Annotated in this window: 16 protein-coding genes; 9 read left to right on the top strand and 7 right to left on the bottom strand. The window is 68.8% G+C overall.

The features are described from left to right. The first annotated feature begins 141 nt into the window (after positions 1 to 141). Together SK854_RS20445 and SK854_RS20440 are read left to right on the top strand one after the other, a co-directional pair. On the top strand, positions 142 to 1,104 hold the full coding sequence (locus SK854_RS20445) for a serine hydrolase domain-containing protein (protein WP_319976697.1): 963 nt from the start codon (positions 142 to 144) through the stop codon (positions 1,102 to 1,104). Positions 1,105 to 1,164: 60 nt separating this feature from the next. Continuing rightward, positions 1,165 to 1,860, top strand: coding sequence for a hypothetical protein (locus SK854_RS20440; protein WP_319976696.1), 696 nt, complete (start codon positions 1,165 to 1,167; stop codon positions 1,858 to 1,860). On the opposite strand, the gene SK854_RS20435 is transcribed toward SK854_RS20440, so the two are convergent. Next, positions 1,825 to 2,301, bottom strand: coding sequence for a DUF6328 family protein (locus SK854_RS20435; protein WP_319976695.1), 477 nt, complete (start codon positions 2,299 to 2,301; stop codon positions 1,825 to 1,827). The genes SK854_RS20440 and SK854_RS20435 overlap by 36 nt on opposite strands. A gap of 80 nt (positions 2,302 to 2,381) precedes the next feature. On the opposite strand from SK854_RS20435, the gene SK854_RS20430 reads away from it, so the two are divergent. Continuing rightward, positions 2,382 to 2,927 carry a superoxide dismutase gene (locus SK854_RS20430; RefSeq protein ID WP_319976694.1) on the top strand — a complete coding sequence of 182 codons (546 nt, stop codon included), beginning with the start codon at positions 2,382 to 2,384 and terminating at the stop codon, positions 2,925 to 2,927. On the opposite strand, the gene SK854_RS20425 is transcribed toward SK854_RS20430, so the two are convergent. Next, positions 2,924 to 3,604, bottom strand: coding sequence for a DUF4241 domain-containing protein (locus SK854_RS20425; protein WP_319976693.1), 681 nt, complete (start codon positions 3,602 to 3,604; stop codon positions 2,924 to 2,926). The two genes, SK854_RS20430 and SK854_RS20425, sit on opposite strands and share 4 nt — an antisense overlap. 122 nt (positions 3,605 to 3,726) lie before the next feature. Here SK854_RS20425 and SK854_RS20420 point away from each other — a divergent pair, with 122 nt between their 5' ends. The 6 genes from SK854_RS20420 (at position 3,727) to phoU (ending at position 11,199) form a co-directional block, all read left to right on the top strand. Then, positions 3,727 to 4,491, top strand: a complete 765-nt coding sequence (locus SK854_RS20420) for a macro domain-containing protein (RefSeq protein WP_319976692.1) — start codon at positions 3,727 to 3,729, stop codon at positions 4,489 to 4,491. A gap of 10 nt (positions 4,492 to 4,501) precedes the next feature. Then, complete coding sequence (gene dusB, locus SK854_RS20415) at positions 4,502 to 5,626, top strand: tRNA dihydrouridine synthase DusB (RefSeq protein ID WP_319976691.1); 1,125 nt, start codon at positions 4,502 to 4,504, stop codon at positions 5,624 to 5,626. Next, a complete protein-coding gene (locus tag SK854_RS20410; RefSeq protein WP_319976690.1) occupies positions 5,619 to 6,071 on the top strand; it encodes a hypothetical protein in 453 nt (150 codons plus the stop codon). The genes dusB and SK854_RS20410 overlap by 8 nt, the downstream gene beginning before the upstream one ends. Positions 6,072 to 6,212: 141 nt before the next feature. Beyond that, positions 6,213 to 7,061, top strand: a complete 849-nt coding sequence (locus tag SK854_RS20405) for a GGDEF domain-containing protein (RefSeq protein WP_319976689.1) — start codon at positions 6,213 to 6,215, stop codon at positions 7,059 to 7,061. Between the two features lie 298 nt (positions 7,062 to 7,359). Then, entirely contained in the window at positions 7,360 to 10,461 is a 3,102-nt protein-coding gene (locus tag SK854_RS20400; protein WP_319976688.1) for an LCP family glycopolymer transferase, read from the top strand. A gap of 72 nt (positions 10,462 to 10,533) precedes the next feature. Then, a complete protein-coding gene (gene phoU, locus SK854_RS20395) occupies positions 10,534 to 11,199 on the top strand; it encodes a phosphate signaling complex protein PhoU (RefSeq protein ID WP_319976687.1) in 666 nt (221 codons plus the stop codon). Between the two features lie 21 nt (positions 11,200 to 11,220). On the opposite strand, the gene SK854_RS20390 is transcribed toward phoU, so the two are convergent. The 5 genes from SK854_RS20390 to pstS are packed head-to-tail and all read right to left on the bottom strand — an operon-like array spanning position 11,221 to position 16,319. Then, positions 11,221 to 12,381 carry a hypothetical protein gene (locus tag SK854_RS20390; RefSeq protein ID WP_319976686.1) on the bottom strand — a complete coding sequence of 387 codons (1,161 nt, stop codon included), beginning with the start codon at positions 12,379 to 12,381 and terminating at the stop codon, positions 11,221 to 11,223. Positions 12,382 to 12,408: 27 nt separating this feature from the next. Next, on the bottom strand, positions 12,409 to 13,185 hold the full coding sequence (gene pstB, locus SK854_RS20385) for a phosphate ABC transporter ATP-binding protein PstB (protein ID WP_319976685.1): 777 nt from the start codon (positions 13,183 to 13,185) through the stop codon (positions 12,409 to 12,411). Between the two features lie 10 nt (positions 13,186 to 13,195). Then, complete coding sequence (gene pstA, locus SK854_RS20380) at positions 13,196 to 14,110, bottom strand: phosphate ABC transporter permease PstA (RefSeq protein ID WP_319976684.1); 915 nt, start codon at positions 14,108 to 14,110, stop codon at positions 13,196 to 13,198. Next, on the bottom strand, positions 14,107 to 15,171 hold the full coding sequence (gene pstC, locus SK854_RS20375; protein WP_319976683.1) for a phosphate ABC transporter permease subunit PstC: 1,065 nt from the start codon (positions 15,169 to 15,171) through the stop codon (positions 14,107 to 14,109). Before pstC ends, pstA begins: the two co-directional genes overlap by 4 nt. 35 nt (positions 15,172 to 15,206) lie before the next feature. Continuing rightward, positions 15,207 to 16,319 (bottom strand): phosphate ABC transporter substrate-binding protein PstS, encoded by a 1,113-nt coding sequence (gene pstS, locus SK854_RS20370; RefSeq protein WP_319976682.1) that lies wholly within the window; start codon positions 16,317 to 16,319, stop codon positions 15,207 to 15,209. Between the last annotated feature and the right edge of the window lie 58 nt (positions 16,320 to 16,377).

Raw genomic sequence — 16,377 nt, 5'->3', positions numbered from 1 at the left:
GACCCGCAACGCTGTAGGAACTCATCGGTACGCCCGAGTGTTCCTCATCGCCGCCCCGGTCTCACCCGGTTTCTCGTCCGTCTACTCATGCGTCGAACGGCCAGACCGCGAATCGACATGCCGGTCCGTAGGTTTTTCCGGATGGGGTCGAGGCTGGGTGAGTTGATCGACGAATACGACGTTCCGGGTGCTCAGGTGGCCGTGCTGGCGCGTGGGGAGGTACGGGACGAGGCCGCGGGTGTGCTGAGCGCGCGCACTCGGGTCGAGGTGACGAACGACTCCGTGTTCAAGGTCGGATCGATCACCAAGATCTGGACGGCCACGCTCGTGCAGCAGCTCGTGAACGACGGGGTGCTGGATCTCGACAGTCCGGTTTGCCGCTACTTGCCTGGGTTCACCGCTTCGCTCACGGCTCGTCATCTCCTCACGCACACGGGTGGGATCGCCGCCAACCACTTCTTCGACACAGGGCGCAACGGCGACGCGATCGAGAAATTCGTCGACGCCATCGCCGAAGAGGAGCATCCCGTTCCGCCCGGCACTGCTTTTTCGTACTCCAACAGCGGGTTCGTGGTGCTGGGCAGGCTGGTGGAGGTGTTGCGCGGCCGGCTGTTCCACGACGTGCTGCGCGAGCTGTTGGTGACACCGCTGGGGTTGCGGACCGTTGTCACCGACGCGGACGAGGCGATCCTGCACCGGGCCGCGGTCGGGCACCGCGAGGACGGGTCACCGGTCACCGAGTGGGCGGTCGCCTACGGCACGGCGCCGAGCGGGTCGCACTTCGCGATGAGTGCGCGTGAGCTGCTGGAGTTCGTGCGGCTGCACCTCGACGACCCGAAGCTCGCGGTGTTGCGGGAGCCCCAGGTCGAGTCCGTGCCGGACCTCGGGATCGGCGTGGTCGGCTGGGGACTCGGGTGGATGCTCCACAAGAACAGCGTTGTCGGGCACACCGGGGTTTCGAAGGGGCAGAAGGCTTTTCTTCGAGTGGCGCCGGACGAAGGGGTCGCGGTGGCCGTGCTGACCAACAGCGTGCGGAGCGAGCCGTTGGCGCACAGGATCTTCGCCGAGCTCCTGCACGACGAGGCGCCTCGGACCACGGTCTGAGGGTGGAGTCGGACCGCGGGCCGATCACAGGCGGTCGCGACGCTGGCAGCGTCAACGACCATGAGGTTTCCGAACGGGTGGGTGGGTGGCACGGCTCTCGTACTGGGGCCGGTGCTGTTGCTGGTGGGCACGCTGTTGCGGTCGCCGTTCAACTTCTTCTTCCCCGACCAGCTGCGGGCGGTGGCCGAGCATCCGGAGTTGATGCGGGCGGCGTACACGACGTTTCTGGCGGGGAACGTCGTGATGTGGGCCGCGGTCGCCTGCCTGGCGCAGCGAATCGGCACCAAGAACCCCAGGTGGGCGGCTTGGGGCGGGATGCTGGTGACGGTCGGGTTGTTCGGGCGGACCTTTCACGCCGGGGTGGATCAGGCGGCGTTCAGCGCCACCAGGCAGCTGGGCGTCGAGGGAGCTACGGACCTGGTGGCGAAGGGATATGGAGAGCTGCACCTGTTCAGCTTCCTGTCCTTCACGGTCATGTTCGGCTGGTTCGTGCTGGCCTTCGGGGCGTACCGGTCCGGAGCGCTCGGCAAGATCAGATCGGTGGCGCTGGCGACCATGGGGTTGTTGCCGCTCGGGGTTCTGAAGGGCACCGAGGTGCTGTCGATCGTCGGAACGGCCGGGTTGTGCATTGCGTTGGTGCCGCTGGGGATTCTGGTGCTGCGCGAGCAGCCGCGGCCGACGCGGAAGAACGTGTTGACGGCAGTGCCGGTGGCGCTCGGGCTAGGGGCGCTCGCGGTCCTGAGCACTCTCGGATGAGGCGAACGGCACCGCGAACCAGAGGCCGGTGAAGACGACGAACGCCAGCACGCCGACCACGATCGCGGGCCAGCCGCCCAGGATCACCTCGGCGAGCAGCAGGACGGTGCCGGTCATCGCCAGAGCCAGGAAGGCCATGCCCACCAGGGCTAACGTGTTGCCGAAACGGACGACGTCCTCGCGGCGGCCCTGGCGGAACAGGACACGGTGCCACGCTGCGGGAGCGGTGAGGAAGGCGACGGCCGCCGCCGCGCACAGCACCGTGACGAGGTGGGTGACGCGGATGTAGCCACCCACGTCGGTGTACTTGTCGGTGAAGGCGATGGAGAGCAGGAAACCGAACAGGATCTGCACGCCGGCCTGGGCCACGCGGAGCTCCTGGAGCAGCTCGTTCACGTTGCGGGCGAGTCTGCGCTGGTGAGATTCCTCGGCTTCGCTCACCACATCCGCTTACCCGCCTCTGAGCAGTTGAAACGTCGAAAAATGGCGGGGCTGGGCCGTTGGCACTAAGCAGGTGATCCATGAAGACGCTTGCAGTCGCGGTCGCCGCCGCGTTCGTGTTCACCGGAACCGCGCACGCCGACCCCGCGAAGGTGGCTCACACGTCCGCGAAGTTCGAAAGTTACAGCGCCACGGCGAAAGCCGTCACGTACGACGCCAAGGTCCCGGCCGGAGCCAAGGTCACCGTCGTCGGGGTGCCGGCGGTCCGTGGCGGCACGACAGTGTTGTTGGTGTTGAACGGATTGCAACCACACCGGGCCTACGGCGCGCACGTCCACGTGAGGAAGTGCGGAGCGGCGCCGGCGGATTCGGGGCCGCACTTCCAGAACATCGCCGACCCGGTGCAGCCGTCCGTCGACCCCGCCTATGCCAACCCCCGCAACGAGATCTGGCTCGACGTGCACACCGATGGCAACGGTTTCGCCCACACAGAGTCCTCTGTGGACTGGCAGTTCACCGAACGCCACGCGCAGTCCGTGGTGCTGCACAACGAACACACGCACACCAAGCCCGGCGAGGCAGGCACCGCCGGGCCACGACTGGCGTGCGTGAACGTCGAGTTCTAGATCCGGTTGATCACGAAGAAATCAGTGACGAACGCGACCGGGTCGCCCGCGGTGTTGCGGCCGACCCAGGTCGGGTAGACGCCGTCGCCCCAGCCGGTCGAGAACGCGACGACGTTCAGGCCGGTGCGGGCGTCGGTCACGTTGGCGGGGCCACGGCCACCGCCCACGGCGCCGAGCGCGTCGATCAGGGCGCAGTTGCCCAACGCGTCGTCGCCCGCCAGGCGGTCCAGCGCCGAGGCGGCGGCGAGGTCGAAGAACGCGCCGGTGCTCGACTTCACCTCGTAGCCGAACTCCGGCATCACCGGCAGCATCGGCACGTGCTCGCCGGGCACGACCGCCGGACGCCACGAGTACGCGGGCTCGTCCTTCACCGTCACCTTGGCGGCCGCGACCCGGTAACCCTGCCGCTCGTCCGGCAACCCGTCGCCGTCGATGTACGAGACCAGCGAGACCGACACCGGGTACGTGCCCGGCTCGACCTCGTCGGCGAACGACTCGGCGTCCTCCGGCCACACGACGAACGGGTCCGCCGCCACGAGTCTGCCCGTCGGCAGGGCCAGCTCACCCACCTGCTGAACGGCGATGACCTGCTGTTCGCCGCCGCCGGTCGGCATGCCGACCGGTCCGTCGACGAAGAACCGCTCGAACCCGGACCTGATCAGTGCAACCGCCCCCATGAGCTAGGCCACCTCCAAGGGCATGTTGGCAGAAGGGTCTGACACCCGATCGGGGCACCGGGGGTGTTCGCGTTCAGTGAAGTCTGCGATACCGCAAGGAATCCGCTGCCACGCTGGTCAGCATGGGGACGATCGAAGTGGTGCTCGGCGACATCACGCAACAAAGAGTTGACGTCATCGTCACGGCGGCCAACGAGTCGTTGCTCGGTGGCGGTGGCGTTGACGGCGCGATCCACCGCGCGGCGGGGCCGAGGCTCGCGGAGGCGGGGTCCAGGCTGGCGCCGTGCGAACCGGGCAAGGCCGTCGCCACGCCCGCCTTCGACCTCGCGCCGGTCAAGCACGTGATTCACACGGTGGGGCCGGTCTGGGAGGACGGTGAGCAGGGCGAGGACGAGGTGCTCACCAGCTGCTATCTCAGCTCACTGCTGCTCGCGGAGGAGCTCGAGGCCGAGAGCATCGCCTTCCCGGCGATCGCGACCGGCGTCTACGGCTTCCCCACCGAACGGGCGGCGGAGATCGCCGCGCTGACGATCCGCTCGCTGGCGATCATCGACACGATCCGGTTCGTGGCGTTCGACCAGGAGACCTTCGAAGCGCTGACCAGGCACGTTGCCAGGCCGGTCGAGGAGTCGTGCCCGGACTGCGGAGCCGAGGCGGTCCCGATCATGTTCGGCCGCCCGGCCGAACAAGCGAGGCAGGCGGCGGACGCCGGTCTTCTCGTGCTCGGCGGCTGCCTAGTCCAGGGCGACGGCACGGATCCGCAGTGGGAATGCGCGAACGGCCATCGCTGGACCAACGGCGAACGTGACGAACGTCGCCACCAGGTAGCCGTCCTGGACGCCTTCACGGTCACTCTCGGTGAAGATCACGGCAGGTCAGTGCCGTAACCTGAAGGGCGTGTCCGTTCCCTCCACGCTGAAGATCGGCCCGTTCGCCGTCGACCCGCCCGTTGTGCTGGCCCCCATGGCCGGCATCACCAACGTGGCGTTCCGGCAGCTGTGCCGTCAGTACGGGGCCGGGCTCTACGTCTGCGAGATGATCACCGCCCGCGCCCTCGTGGAACGCGACGCGATGACCATGCACATGATCACGTTCGACGAGGGGGAGAGCCCCCGGTCGATGCAGCTCTACGGCGTGGATCCGCGCAACGTCGGCGAGGCCACGAGGATGATCGTGGACGAGAACCTCGCCGACCACATGGACATGAACTTCGGCTGTCCGGTGCCCAAGGTGACGCGCAAGGGTGGCGGAGCGGCGCTGCCGTACAAGCGCGAGCTGTTCCGGCAGATCGTGCGGGCCGCGGTGCGCAACGCCGGGGACATGCCGGTCACCGTGAAGTTCCGCATCGGCATCGACGACGACCACCTGACGTACCTCGACGCGGGCCGTATCGCGCAGGACGAGGGTGCACAGGCCGTGGCACTGCACGCGCGCACGGCATCGCAGCGGTACTCCGGCAGGGCCGACTGGACGGCCATCGCGCGGCTCAAGGAGGCCGTGACGAGCATTCCGGTGCTGGGCAACGGCGACATCTTCAGCGCTCAGGACGCGCTCGACATGGTCGCTGAGACCGGGTGCGACGGCGTGGTCGTCGGGCGTGGCTGTCTCGGCAGGCCGTGGCTGTTCCGGGACCTGCAGGCGGCGTTCCGGGGCGAACCGATCCCCGACGGTCCGAGCCTCGGCGAGGTCGCGGACGTGCTGCGCAGGCACGCCCAGTTGCTCGCGGCGCACGACGGCGAGCACAAGGGGTTGCGCGACCTGCGCAAGCACATGGCCTGGTACTGGCACGGCTTCCCGGTCGGCGGCGACACGCGGCGGGCGTTCGCGATGGTGTCGAGCCTGCAGGAACTGGACGACCTCATCGGCACGCTCGACCGGTCGGTGCCGTTCCCCGAGAACGCCGAGGGGCCGCGCGGCAGGCAGGGCTCGTCGGCGAAGGTCGTGCTGCCCGAGGGCTGGCTGGACGACCCGGAGGACGCCACGGTGCCCTCCGGTGCGGACGTGATGCACTCCGGTGGCTGAACGCGTCGCGGTCCTCCTGGCCTCGCTCGCGCTGGTCGCGGGCTGCGGCGGTCCGGTCGCGGGCTCTGCGAAGCCGGTCCGGCTGAGCGACGGCGACCGCGCCAAGTTCAAGGAGTACTACGCCCAGGTCAACAAGGCGGGCGACGAGGGCGCGTCCAAACAGGCACAACTCCTGAAGGACACGCAGCACCCGGACTTCAGGCAGAAGACGTGCGACCTGCGCGGCGCGACGATCAAGGTCGAGCCGACGTGGACCACGCTGCGGACGGACGCCGACTGGGCGCCACCGGGCGAAAAGGCTCATCCGCGCGGCGACGTCTACGTCGTCGCCGTCACGATCACGCTGCGCCAGGAGGACCAGGCGATCGGCAGCCAGATCGGCTCACTGCACGTCGTGCTCCTGGACGACGAGGTGTACGGGTTCGCGCCCTGCCTCGGTGGCTGAACGGATTGTTGATCTTCCAAGCTCACTGGATCGGAGCAGCTGACGGTCAACCGGACGGGGGAAATCCCACCCCCACGTGTCCTTCTTGCTCAAGCGCCGCCTACTTGGGGACGACACCTGCCAAGTAAGGAGGTGACCGCGATGACCGCGCTGCGACCCGAAACCGCAGAGACCCAGCAGGCCGACGCCCCAGTCGACAAGCAGGGTCCTGGCCTTGTGGGGCTGCACGAGTCCATCGCGACGTTGCTCGCCTCCCGCGGCCAGTGGCGCCAGGCGTACCTGCACCTGCGTTCCGCGCTCGACCTCGTCCACGCGGACCAGGTCGAGGAGCCGCACGTTCCGGAGCAGTTGCGCCGCGAGGTCGAGCTGCTGCGCCGGGAGCACGCCGAGGCACGCGAGCAGAGCCTGCGCGACAGCCTCACCGACTCCTACAACCGCCGTTACCTCGACCAACGGCTGATGGACCTGCTGACCGAGCACGGAGCGTGCCGGCACGGGCTCGCCATCGCGTTGATCGACCTCGACTGGTTCAAGCAGGTCAACGACACCTTCGGTCATCTCCTCGGCGACCGGGTGCTGCAGCGCGTGGTCGAGATGCTCCAGCAGGGCCTGCCCGAGGGCGCCTTCTGCGCCCGCTACGGCGGCGAGGAGTTCGTGCTCGTGCTGCCTCGTGTCGACGCCTCCAGCGCCCTGGAGATCGTCGAGAAGGCCCGGGAACGTGTCGAGCGTCACCCGTGGCAGGAGATCGCGCCAGGGTTGCGCGTGACCGTCAGCGCGGGCCTCGCGTACGAGCCGCCCGCGGACGAGGCGCCGGAACGTCCGGCCGTCAGCGCCGAGCAGCAGTTGCTCCGCGCCGACAGCCTCCTCTACACAGCTAAGCAGTCGGGACGCAACGCGGTGGCGTACCGTGCCGATGGACGGGTTCGCCTCGCAGGTGCTGCCGCTGGCAGGCGTGCGATCACTGAGACACGTGTTCTCGGTTACTACTGAGTGACCTGGCTCACCCGTTCAGGGCAAGCGGACTGCTCGTAATCGCGTACAGATCGCAGCTCTATCACCCGGAGTGGTCGTCAGAAGTGGCCTACATCCGTAGTATCGCGGGCGCAACTGACACGCCGGTGATGCAACCCTTGTGTCCCGGTCGACGTCACTTCGTAATGACGAACCGCTTTTGCTTCTGACCCAGAAGGGAGATTGGGTGCCCGACGACCCCCGACGTGGCGGCCCCTCTTCCCGTGGTGATCAGGATCCCCAGCACGACCAGCCGACCGGCCGTAGACGTCGCTCGATGGAAGGCTCTGGGGGCCTGAGCGTCTCGGACCTCATCGAGCAGCACAGCAGGACGAACATCCCCCGACCCGTCCCGCCAGGCTCGCCCGAAGAACCCACGACAGGCAGGCGTGCCCTGCCCGACCCACCCGCGCCCACCGGCAGGCGTGCTCTGCCTGATCCCCCGGTGCACCAGCCACCACCGCCACAGCAGCCTCCACAGGCACCGCGGCAGCAGCCACCCGCAGCTCACCGGCCTGGTGAGCAGACGGGTACGCGCCCGCGGCCTGAGCAGGCCGCCCCGCAGAACTTCACCGGCGACCCGACCGGCAGGCGGCGCAGGGCGGACGTTCCGCCTGAGCCGAACGGCGTTCAGCAGCCTCCGGCGCGCCCGCGTCCCGCTCCTGGTGAGCAGACCGGTCCACGGCCTAGGCCTGCCCAGATTCCGATCCCGAATCCGGAACAGAGCGGCGCCTACCGGGTCGAGCAGACCGGCCAGCGCCCGAGGCCCGACGCGACGGGCATGCAGCGCCGCCCGGTCCCCGGCGAGCCGCCGAGCGGCCAGATCCGGCGTCCCGTGCCGGGTGAGATGCCGCCCAACGGCGCTCCGCAGCGCAGGCTCGCCCCCGGCGACGCTCCGTCGTCCAACGGCATCCCGCGCCCGCCGGCACCCGACGCCACCTCGAACGGCATGCCCAGGCCGCCGGCTCCCGGCGACCCCAGGCGCATGCCTCCCGGCGACGCGCCTTCCTCGAACGGCATTCCCCGGCGTCCCACGCCTGGCGTGCCCGAGGCGAACGGCATGCCCGCCGGCACGGTCCGCCGGCCAGGACCCGAGGTCGGCGGAGTACCGCCGCGCAGGCCCGGCCCCGGCGACCCCCCGTCGTCCAACGGCATCCCGCGCCCTCCGGTCCCCGGCGAGATCTCGCAGCCCAACGGCCTCAAGCGCCCGCCGGTCCCCGGCGAGCCCAACGGTCTCCAGCGGCCCCCCGTGCCAGGCGGGACGCCGGACGGCCCCGCGCCTCGCCGCCTCCTGGCAGGCGAAGCACCGTCGTCCAACGGCATTCCGCGTCCTCCCGTCCCCGGCGAGGGACCGGAGAACACCGGCCGCCGCCCCATGCCCCCGAACGGGGACGTGACCGGCAGGCAGCCGATGCCGTCGCGCGCGGAGTCGAGCGGTCCCCGGCCGATGCCCCCGAGGGCGGAATCCAGTGGTCCGCGGCCGATTCCCGGTGGCCTCGCCAACCGGCTCGGCGCCGAGCCCGTGGACGAGCCCAAGGCCGACGCTCCCGGCCCCGAGGCCACCCAGATCGCCTCGGCGGCGGGTGTGGCCAAGGTCGAGAAGCGCGAAGACATGGACCCGTTGAGCCTCACCACCGAGATGGAGGCCATCGGCGACGACGTGAAGAAGCGTCGCGAGGTCGACCACACTCTCGCGCGGTTCTCGGCGGTGCACGACGAACTGCTGGAGCAGGAGCGCCAGCGCAAGGAACGGCGCGCCAAGCTCATGCCGTGGGTCAAGGACGGCGACGAGGACGACCTCGTCGACGAGGCGACCGAGTTCGCCGAGCCGGTCGCCCTCGGCCAGGAAGCCGGCGAGAAGCGGATCCCCGGTCGCACGCCCCAGCAGCGCAAGCTGATGCGCGCCGGCCGGATCGGCGCGATCGCCGCCGCGGCCGTCGTGTTCGCGTCGACGGGCATCGGCTGGGCCGCGATGCAGTGGGCCGACTCCAGGTTCACGAAGATCGACGCGCTGGGCGGCAACTCGCAGGCCGTGCAACAGGCCGAGAAGCAGCTCGGTGACGAGAACTTCCTTCTGGTCGGCTCGGACACCAGGGCGGGCGCGAAGGCGGGCGACAACGTCGGCACCCAGGCGCAGGAGGGTGGCGCGCGGTCGGACGTGATCATGCTCGCGCACATCCCCGCGGACCGGAAGCGCATGGTCGTCGTGTCGCTGCCGCGTGACGTGCGCGTCAACCGGCCTGCCTGCCGCACCTACAACCCGGACAACGGGCAGTACGCGGGCCCGCTGGAGCCGGCGAACGAGGTCATGGCGAACTCCGTCTACAACGACGGTGGGCCCGAGTGCGTCGCCAACCTGATGACCCAGCTGACCGGCCTCAAGATCAACCACTTCGTCAGCATCGACTTCGTCGGCTTCCGCGAGATGTCGACCGCGATCGGCGGCGTGGAGATCTGCTCGCCGACCGCGATCAAGGACGACGAGCTCGGTGTCATCCTCGAGAAGCCGGGCAAGTACACGCTCAAGGGCGACCAGGCGCTGCAGTACGTGCGCGCTCGCAAGGTCCAGGCCCAGGGCGACAGCGGCACGGACTTCGACCGGATCAAGCGGCAGCAGGGTTTCCTGTCGGCGATGCTGCGGCAGGCGCTGTCGAACGAGGTCCTGCTGAGCCCGACCAAGCTCAACAACTTCATCAACGCTCTCACCAAGTCCACCGCCGGCGACAACGTCGGTGTGGCGCAGTTGCTGGAGCTCGCGAACTCCTTGCAGAGCCTCGACGCCGGTCGCGTCTCGTTCGTGACGATGCCGCACTGGACCGACGAGGGCCCGACGAAGTCGAACGACGACAACATCGAGCGGCTCAAGGACGACGACGTCAAGGCGCTGTTCCAGACGATCATCGACGGAACGCCGCTGCCGCAGGAGAAGCCCGTCGAGGGCAAGCCCGGCGAGACCAACGCTCCCGCGCAGCCCGGCACGGTGATCGACCCCAAGGACGTCACCATCCAGGTGCTCAACGGGGACCCGACCAACGACGGCGCGGTCGGCAGGACGGCGAACGCGTTGGAGCAACAGGGGTTCAAGATCGCGCAGCGGGGCAACGCACCGGAGAACGCCCCCAAGACGATCATCAAGTTCGCGAAGGGCAACGAGAACAAGGCGGTGACGCTCAAGGCCGCCGTGCCCGGCGCGGAAATGGTCGAGGCACCGGAGATGGGCGGGGCGATCCAGCTGACGATCGGCGCGGGCTTCGACGAGAAGATCCAGTCGCCCAAGGCGGGTACTCAGCAGGGCACTCCGCAGGGTCAGGCAGCTGGTCAGCCGGGCGACGGTCTGTCCATTGTGAACGCGGCACAGGACCCCTGCGCGGCGAAGTGATTCGCCTGGGGTTCATCTGCGGTTCATGCTGGCATGTCGCTGCCGCGATGGTCGGGACGTAGGCTGAGCGCCATGCGCGAGGCCTACCACGACCAGCTTGAACAGCTCGCCGACCAGCTGGCCGACATGACCGGCATGGTCGCCGAGGCGATGCAGAACGCGACCACGGCACTGCTGCAGGCCGACCTCGGCCTGGCCGAGCAGGTCATCGGCGGCGACCAGAAGGTCGACGACGTCCGCTCCAGCATCGAGGAGCAGTCGTACGCACTGCTCGCACTGCAGGCGCCGGTCGCGACCGACCTGCGCACGGTGCTCGCGGTGATCCACGCCGCCGAAAGCGTAGAGCGCATGGGCGACCTGGCACTGCACGTGGCCAAGGCCGCGCGTCGCCGGCACCCGGCGTCGGCGCTGCCCGAGGACGTGCAGCCGTACTTCTCCGAGATGGGCCGGATCGCGGTCAAGCTCGCGAACGAGGCCGCGTCGATCATCCGCGAGAAGGACGTCGACCGCGCGCGCAGCCTCGAGGACGAGGACGACGCGATGGACGACATCCACCGCCACCTGTTCTCCGTGATCATGGACAAGGAGTGGCAGCACGGCGTCCCCGCCGCGGTGGACGTGACGCTGCTGGGCCGCTTCTACGAGCGCTACGGCGACCACGCCGTGTCGGTCGCCAAGCGCACGGTCTTCGTCGTCACCGGCCGGATGCCCGGCTACGGCGACGACGAGAACCTCTAGATCTTCCAGATCCTTCAGGAATCAGCGAAACTGCCCATCGCGCTCTGCCACCAGCTCCGGATCGGCGTAGGCCTCGGAGAACTCGGCGAGCACGGTGGGCAGTTCTTCGTCCCACACCGCTCGCGCCTCGTCGCGCGGCAGATCCCGGGCGTCCACGGTGAAGTAGGCCCACGCCCGAACGATCTCGGGCAGCAGGGCCAGATCCGCGTCGCTCACGTGCAGCTTGGCGGCGACGTTCAGAATCAGCACGGCGGTCAGCGACGCCGGTCCGTAGACGACGGGGTCGCGGTTCTGTTCCACCGCGGCGGAAACGACGATCCGCGCGAACGCCCGCGCGGCCTCGACGTCCGCGATCCCGTGCTCTGAGGCCAGGAACGCCTCGACGACCTCGTCCGTCCTTTCCGGACTGACGGCGGGGATCTCGTACTCCTTGGGCACCAGGAGGCTCACGCGGGCGTCGGCGAGGGCGATGAGCTGCACCGGGTGCCGCACGTCCTCCTCGCCCATCAGGCCCTCTTCGGCCTCCTCGTCCGGGCCGTCCTCCCAGAACTGCTCGACGTCCGGCCACACGCGGTCGTAGACGTCGCTGGCGCTCAACGGCGTGATCTCGTCGCGGAACGCCTCGGGCGTGGAGGCGATCATGTCCTCCAGCAGCGCCACGGTGCCCTCGGCCGGCGTCGCGAACAGCTCGATCGCGGTGGCCCCGAGCACCGGCTGCCGCATGAACAGCACGGTCTCACCGAGACCCGCGCGTTCCTGGGTGATCGCGATGACCTCGACGTCCCCCAACAGGTTCGTGACGAGGAAGGCGTCGCGGAAGTCGGGCACGGTGCCGGCGACGTACCAGGACGGCTCGGCGACACCTCGTGCCGCGACGGTCTCCGCGGCGGCGAACGCGGCGGACCTGCTCTCCTCCGTGCCCACACCGGCCAGCGCGCGCAACGCGGTGAGCGCCGCGGGGTCGTCCATCTTCCGCAACGCCTCGACCAGCGGGTCGGTGCCGGACCCGGCGAGCCAGAGCGTCGCGTAGAGCTCGCTCGCCCAGGCGTCCGCGAGCAACCAGGACTCCGAACGCAGCGCGGCCGCCGACTCGAGCAACGCCCCGTACGGGGACTGCTGCTCGGGCCTGCGGCCGGGCGCCTTGCCTTGCTTCTTCTTGCGGGGCTTGCTTTGCGGGCTCACGCCAGCAAGATAGTCCAACCCGCGAATTTAGCCGAACCGGCCGGAGATGTAGTCCTCGGTCGCCTTCTGGCTGGGGTTGGAGAAGATCTTCTCCGTGTCGTCGACCTCGATCAGCTGGCCGGGCTGACCGACACCCAGCAGGTTGAAGAACGCGGTCTGGTCGGACACGCGCGCGGCCTGCTGCATGTTGTGAGTCACGATGACGATCGTGTACTCCTTCTTCAGCTCCGTGATCAGGTCCTCGATCGCCAGCGTGGAGATCGGGTCCAGGGCCGAGCAGGGCTCGTCCATGAGCAGCACGTCGGGCTGCACCGCGATGGCGCGCGCGATGCACAGACGCTGCTGCTGACCACCGGAGAGGCCGCCGCCGGGCTTGTCGAGGCGGTCCTTGACCTCGTTCCAGAGGTTGGCGCCGCGCAGCGAGCGCTCCGCCACCTCGTCGAGCTTCTTCTTGTCCTTCACGCCCGAGAGCCGCAGGCCCGCCACCACGTTGTCGCGAATGGACATCGTGGGGAACGGGTTCGGCCGCTGGAACACCATGCCGATGGTGCGGCGCACCTCGACCGGGTCCACAGTGGACGCGTAGATGTCCTCGCCGTCGAGCAGCACCTTGCCCTCGCAACGGGCACCGGGCGCGACCTCGTGCATGCGGTTCAGAGACCGCAGCACGGTCGACTTGCCGCAACCGGAGGGGCCGATGAACGCGGTGACGTTCTTCGGCGGCACCGCGAGCGAGACGTTCTCCACGGCGTGGAACTTGCCGTAGAAGAGGTTCAGGTCCTTGATGTCGAGTCGCTTGGCCATGTCCGCCCGCTCACTTCGTCTTCGGCGCCAGCGCCCGCGAGATCACGGTCGCCAGGAGGTTGAACAGGGTGATGAGGACGACGAGCGTGATCGCCGCGCCCCAGATGCGGTCGAAGCCCGCCGCCGTCGGGTTGTTGCGCTCGTTCACCATCATCAACGGCAGCGATGCCATGGGGCCGTCGAAGAGGTTGTAGTTGATGAACGGGGCGTACGCCGCCAGCACCAGCACCGGTGCGGTCTCACCCATGACGCGGGCGAGCGCCAGCATGATGCCGGTCAGGATGCCGGACAGCGCGGTCGGGATGACGATCTTGACGATCGTCTTCCACTTCGGGATGCCCAGCGCGTAGGAGGCCTCGCGCAGCTCGTCCGGGACGATCTTGAGCATCTCCTCGGTCGTGCGCACGATGACCGGCACCATCAGCAGCACCAGCGCGAGCGACACGGCCAGAGCGCTGCGGCCGAGACCGAACGTCGTGATCCACACGGTGTAGACGAACAGCGCCGCGACGATCGACGGGACACCGGTGAGGATGTCGACCATGAACGTCGTCGCCTTCGACAGCCGCGAGCGGCCGCCGTACTCGACGAGGTAGATGGCGATCATGATGCCGATCGGCACGGAGATCACAGCGCAGACGAGGCCTTGGACCAGCGTGCCGTAGATCGCGTGGTACGCGCCGCCACCCTGCTGCCGGGCCAGGAGGCCCGACATCGACTTCTGCCACCAGTCACCGTCGAGGATGACCGGGAAGCCGCGCTGGATCACCGTGTAGAGCACCCACACCAGCGGGATGATCGCGATCAGGAACGCGCCCCACACGAGTGCGGTGGCGATGCCGTTCTTGATCCGGCGGCTGACGCTGACCGACTGGAACGTCGGCGGCGTCGCGAGGCGCTGAGGATCCGCGAGATTGGTGCTCACTCGTACTCCTTGTGGCCGGCGACGATCGAGCGCGCGATGGCGTTCACGACGAAGGTCAGCACGAACAGCACCAGACCGGCCGCGATGTAGGCACCGGCCGAGCGCGCGTCGTTGAACTCCGGCGCGGCCAGCGCGATCTTCGACGCGAACGTCGAGCCGCCGTCGAAGAGAGACCAGCCGAACGAGCTGGTGGCGGTGCTCAGGATGATCGCGACGGCGATGGTCTCACCGAGTGCGCGGCCGAGACCGAGCATCGAGGCGCTGACGTAACCGGCCTTGCCGAACGGCAGGACGGTCGTGCGCACGACCTCCCACTTGGTCGCGCCGAGTGCGATGGCGCCCTCGACGTGCATCGTGGGCGTGCGTTCGAAGACCTCGCGGCTGACGGCCGTGATGATCGGAAGGATCATCACCGCGACGACGATGCCCGCGGTGAAGATGGTGCCGCCGAGCTGCACGTTGACGTTGCCCTTGGCGAAGATCGGGATCCAGCCGAGGTTCGCGATCAGCCACTCGGAGAACGGGTAGAGCACCGGGCCGAGCACGAACAGGCCCCAGAGGCCGAAGACGATCGACGGCACGGCCGCGAGCAGGTCGATGACGTAGGCGAACGGCCGGGCCAGGTTGCGCGGCGCGTACTGCGTGAGGAACAGCGCGATGCCCAGCGCGATCGGCATGGCGATCAGCAGGGCGACCAGTGCGACCACGACCGTGACGAGCGTCAGGTCGAGGATGCCGAACCGCAGGTTCGTCGGGTCGGTGGTGTTCCACTCGCGGCTGGTCAGGAAGTTGACGTTGTCCAGCCCGAGCGACGGGATGGCCTGCAGGATCAGGAACAGGCCGATCGCGCCGATGAGGACGACGATGAAGACACCGGACCCCGTCGCCAGGCCGCGGAAGATGCGGTCACCAGGCCGGACGTGAGGTGCCTTGGTCGTTTCTGGAGCTTCCGGTGTCGGGGGAATCGGAGCCTCCGAGGCGGTGGGAGCAGCCGCGACGCCCCGCTCGGCCCCGGTGTCACCGGAGCCGGCGGGGCGCAAGGCCGCGACGGGATCATTCATCGCGTCTGTGTGTCAGCCGAAGTTTCGCATCAACCTCAGGCGATCGCCTTCACGGCGGTCAGGAGCTTGTCCTGGAACGCCTTCGGCAGCGGCACGTAACCGGCGTCGGCGAGCTGCGCCTGACCGGTGGTGGCGGCAACCGTGAGGAACGCCTTGACGGCCTTCGCGGTGTCGGCGTCGTAGCCCTTCGAGCACACGATCTCGTAGGTCGCGAGCAGCAGCGGGTACGCGCCGGCGGCCTTGGAGCCGTAGATCGAGTCGAGGTCGAGGATGAGGTTGTTGCCCTCGCCCTTGACCTTCGCACCGTCGATGGCCTTGCCGGCCGACTCGGCGGTCAGCTCGACGGCGCCGGCACCAGAGTCGATCTTGGCGATCGAGAGCTTGTTGTCCTGCGCGAACGACCACTCGACGTAGGTGATGGCACCGTCGATGGAGCCGACGGCCTGCGCGACACCGGCGGACTTCTCCTTGCCCTCGCCGACACCACCCTTGAACTGCTTGCCGTCACCCTTGGTCCAGCCGCCGGCGACCTTCAGGTACTTCTGGAAGTTGTCGGTCGTGCCCGACTCGTCCGAGCGGTAGATGACCGAGATGTCCTTGTCCGGCAGGGTCGCGGAGCCGTTCAGCGCCTTGATGGCCGGGTCGTTCCACTTCTTGACGGCGCCGGAGAAGATCGCGGCCGTGGTCTTGGGGTCCAGCACGAGGCTGTCGACACCGGAGACCTTGTAGCCGACGGCGACGGGGCCGAAGACCAGCGGCAGGTTCCAGGCCGGGTTGGTCTGGCAGCGCTTGGCGGCCGCCTCGGTCTCGGCGCCTTCCTTGAGCGCGGAGTCCGAGCCACCGAAGTCGACCTGGCCGGCGTTGAAGTTCTTCACGCCCGCGCCGGAGCCCGAGGGGTTGTACGCGAGGTCCACACCGGGGCAGGCGGCCTGGTAGGCCTGCACGAACGCGTCGACCGCGTTCTTCTGCGCGGAGGAGCCCTCAGCGTTGAGCTTGGTCTTGCCGCCACACTCGACCGGGACGGAGGCGGCGTTCGACGAGGTGTCGTTGCCACCTGCCGGCGCGTTGTTGTCACTGCCACACGCACCGAGCAGCAGCGCGCTGGCCGCGACGAGGCCGAGAACGGCACCGTGCCGCTGGATCTTCACCTGGGTCCTCCACCTTGCGGAAGCATTAGCGGTTCGCGACGAACCCGCCGCTTGCTAC

The sequence above is a fragment of the Lentzea sokolovensis genome (assembly GCF_033949975.1).
Lineage (GTDB): Bacteria > Actinomycetota > Actinomycetes > Mycobacteriales > Pseudonocardiaceae > Lentzea > Lentzea sokolovensis.
The sequence above is the reverse complement of the archived record's forward strand: the minus strand, read 5'-3'. Positions and strand labels throughout refer to the sequence as shown.

Bases quoted from the DNA above. Each gene is read 5' to 3' on its own strand.
- SK854_RS20445 (WP_319976697.1), top strand. From the start codon at position 142: ATGGGGTCGAGGCTGGGTGAGTTGATCGACGAATACGACGTTCCGGGT.
- SK854_RS20440 (WP_319976696.1), top strand. From the start codon at position 1,165: ATGAGGTTTCCGAACGGGTGGGTGGGTGGCACGGCTCTCGTACTGGGG.
- SK854_RS20430 (WP_319976694.1), top strand. From the start codon at position 2,382: ATGAAGACGCTTGCAGTCGCGGTCGCCGCCGCGTTCGTGTTCACCGGA.
- SK854_RS20425 (WP_319976693.1), bottom strand. From the start codon at position 3,604: ATGGGGGCGGTTGCACTGATCAGGTCCGGGTTCGAGCGGTTCTTCGTC.
- SK854_RS20420 (WP_319976692.1), top strand. From the start codon at position 3,727: ATGGGGACGATCGAAGTGGTGCTCGGCGACATCACGCAACAAAGAGTT.
- SK854_RS20405 (WP_319976689.1), top strand. From the start codon at position 6,213: ATGACCGCGCTGCGACCCGAAACCGCAGAGACCCAGCAGGCCGACGCC.
- SK854_RS20400 (WP_319976688.1), top strand. From the start codon at position 7,360: ATGGAAGGCTCTGGGGGCCTGAGCGTCTCGGACCTCATCGAGCAGCAC.
- phoU (WP_319976687.1), top strand. From the start codon at position 10,534: ATGCGCGAGGCCTACCACGACCAGCTTGAACAGCTCGCCGACCAGCTG.
- pstB (WP_319976685.1), bottom strand. From the start codon at position 13,185: ATGGCCAAGCGACTCGACATCAAGGACCTGAACCTCTTCTACGGCAAG.
- pstC (WP_319976683.1), bottom strand. From the start codon at position 15,171: ATGAATGATCCCGTCGCGGCCTTGCGCCCCGCCGGCTCCGGTGACACC.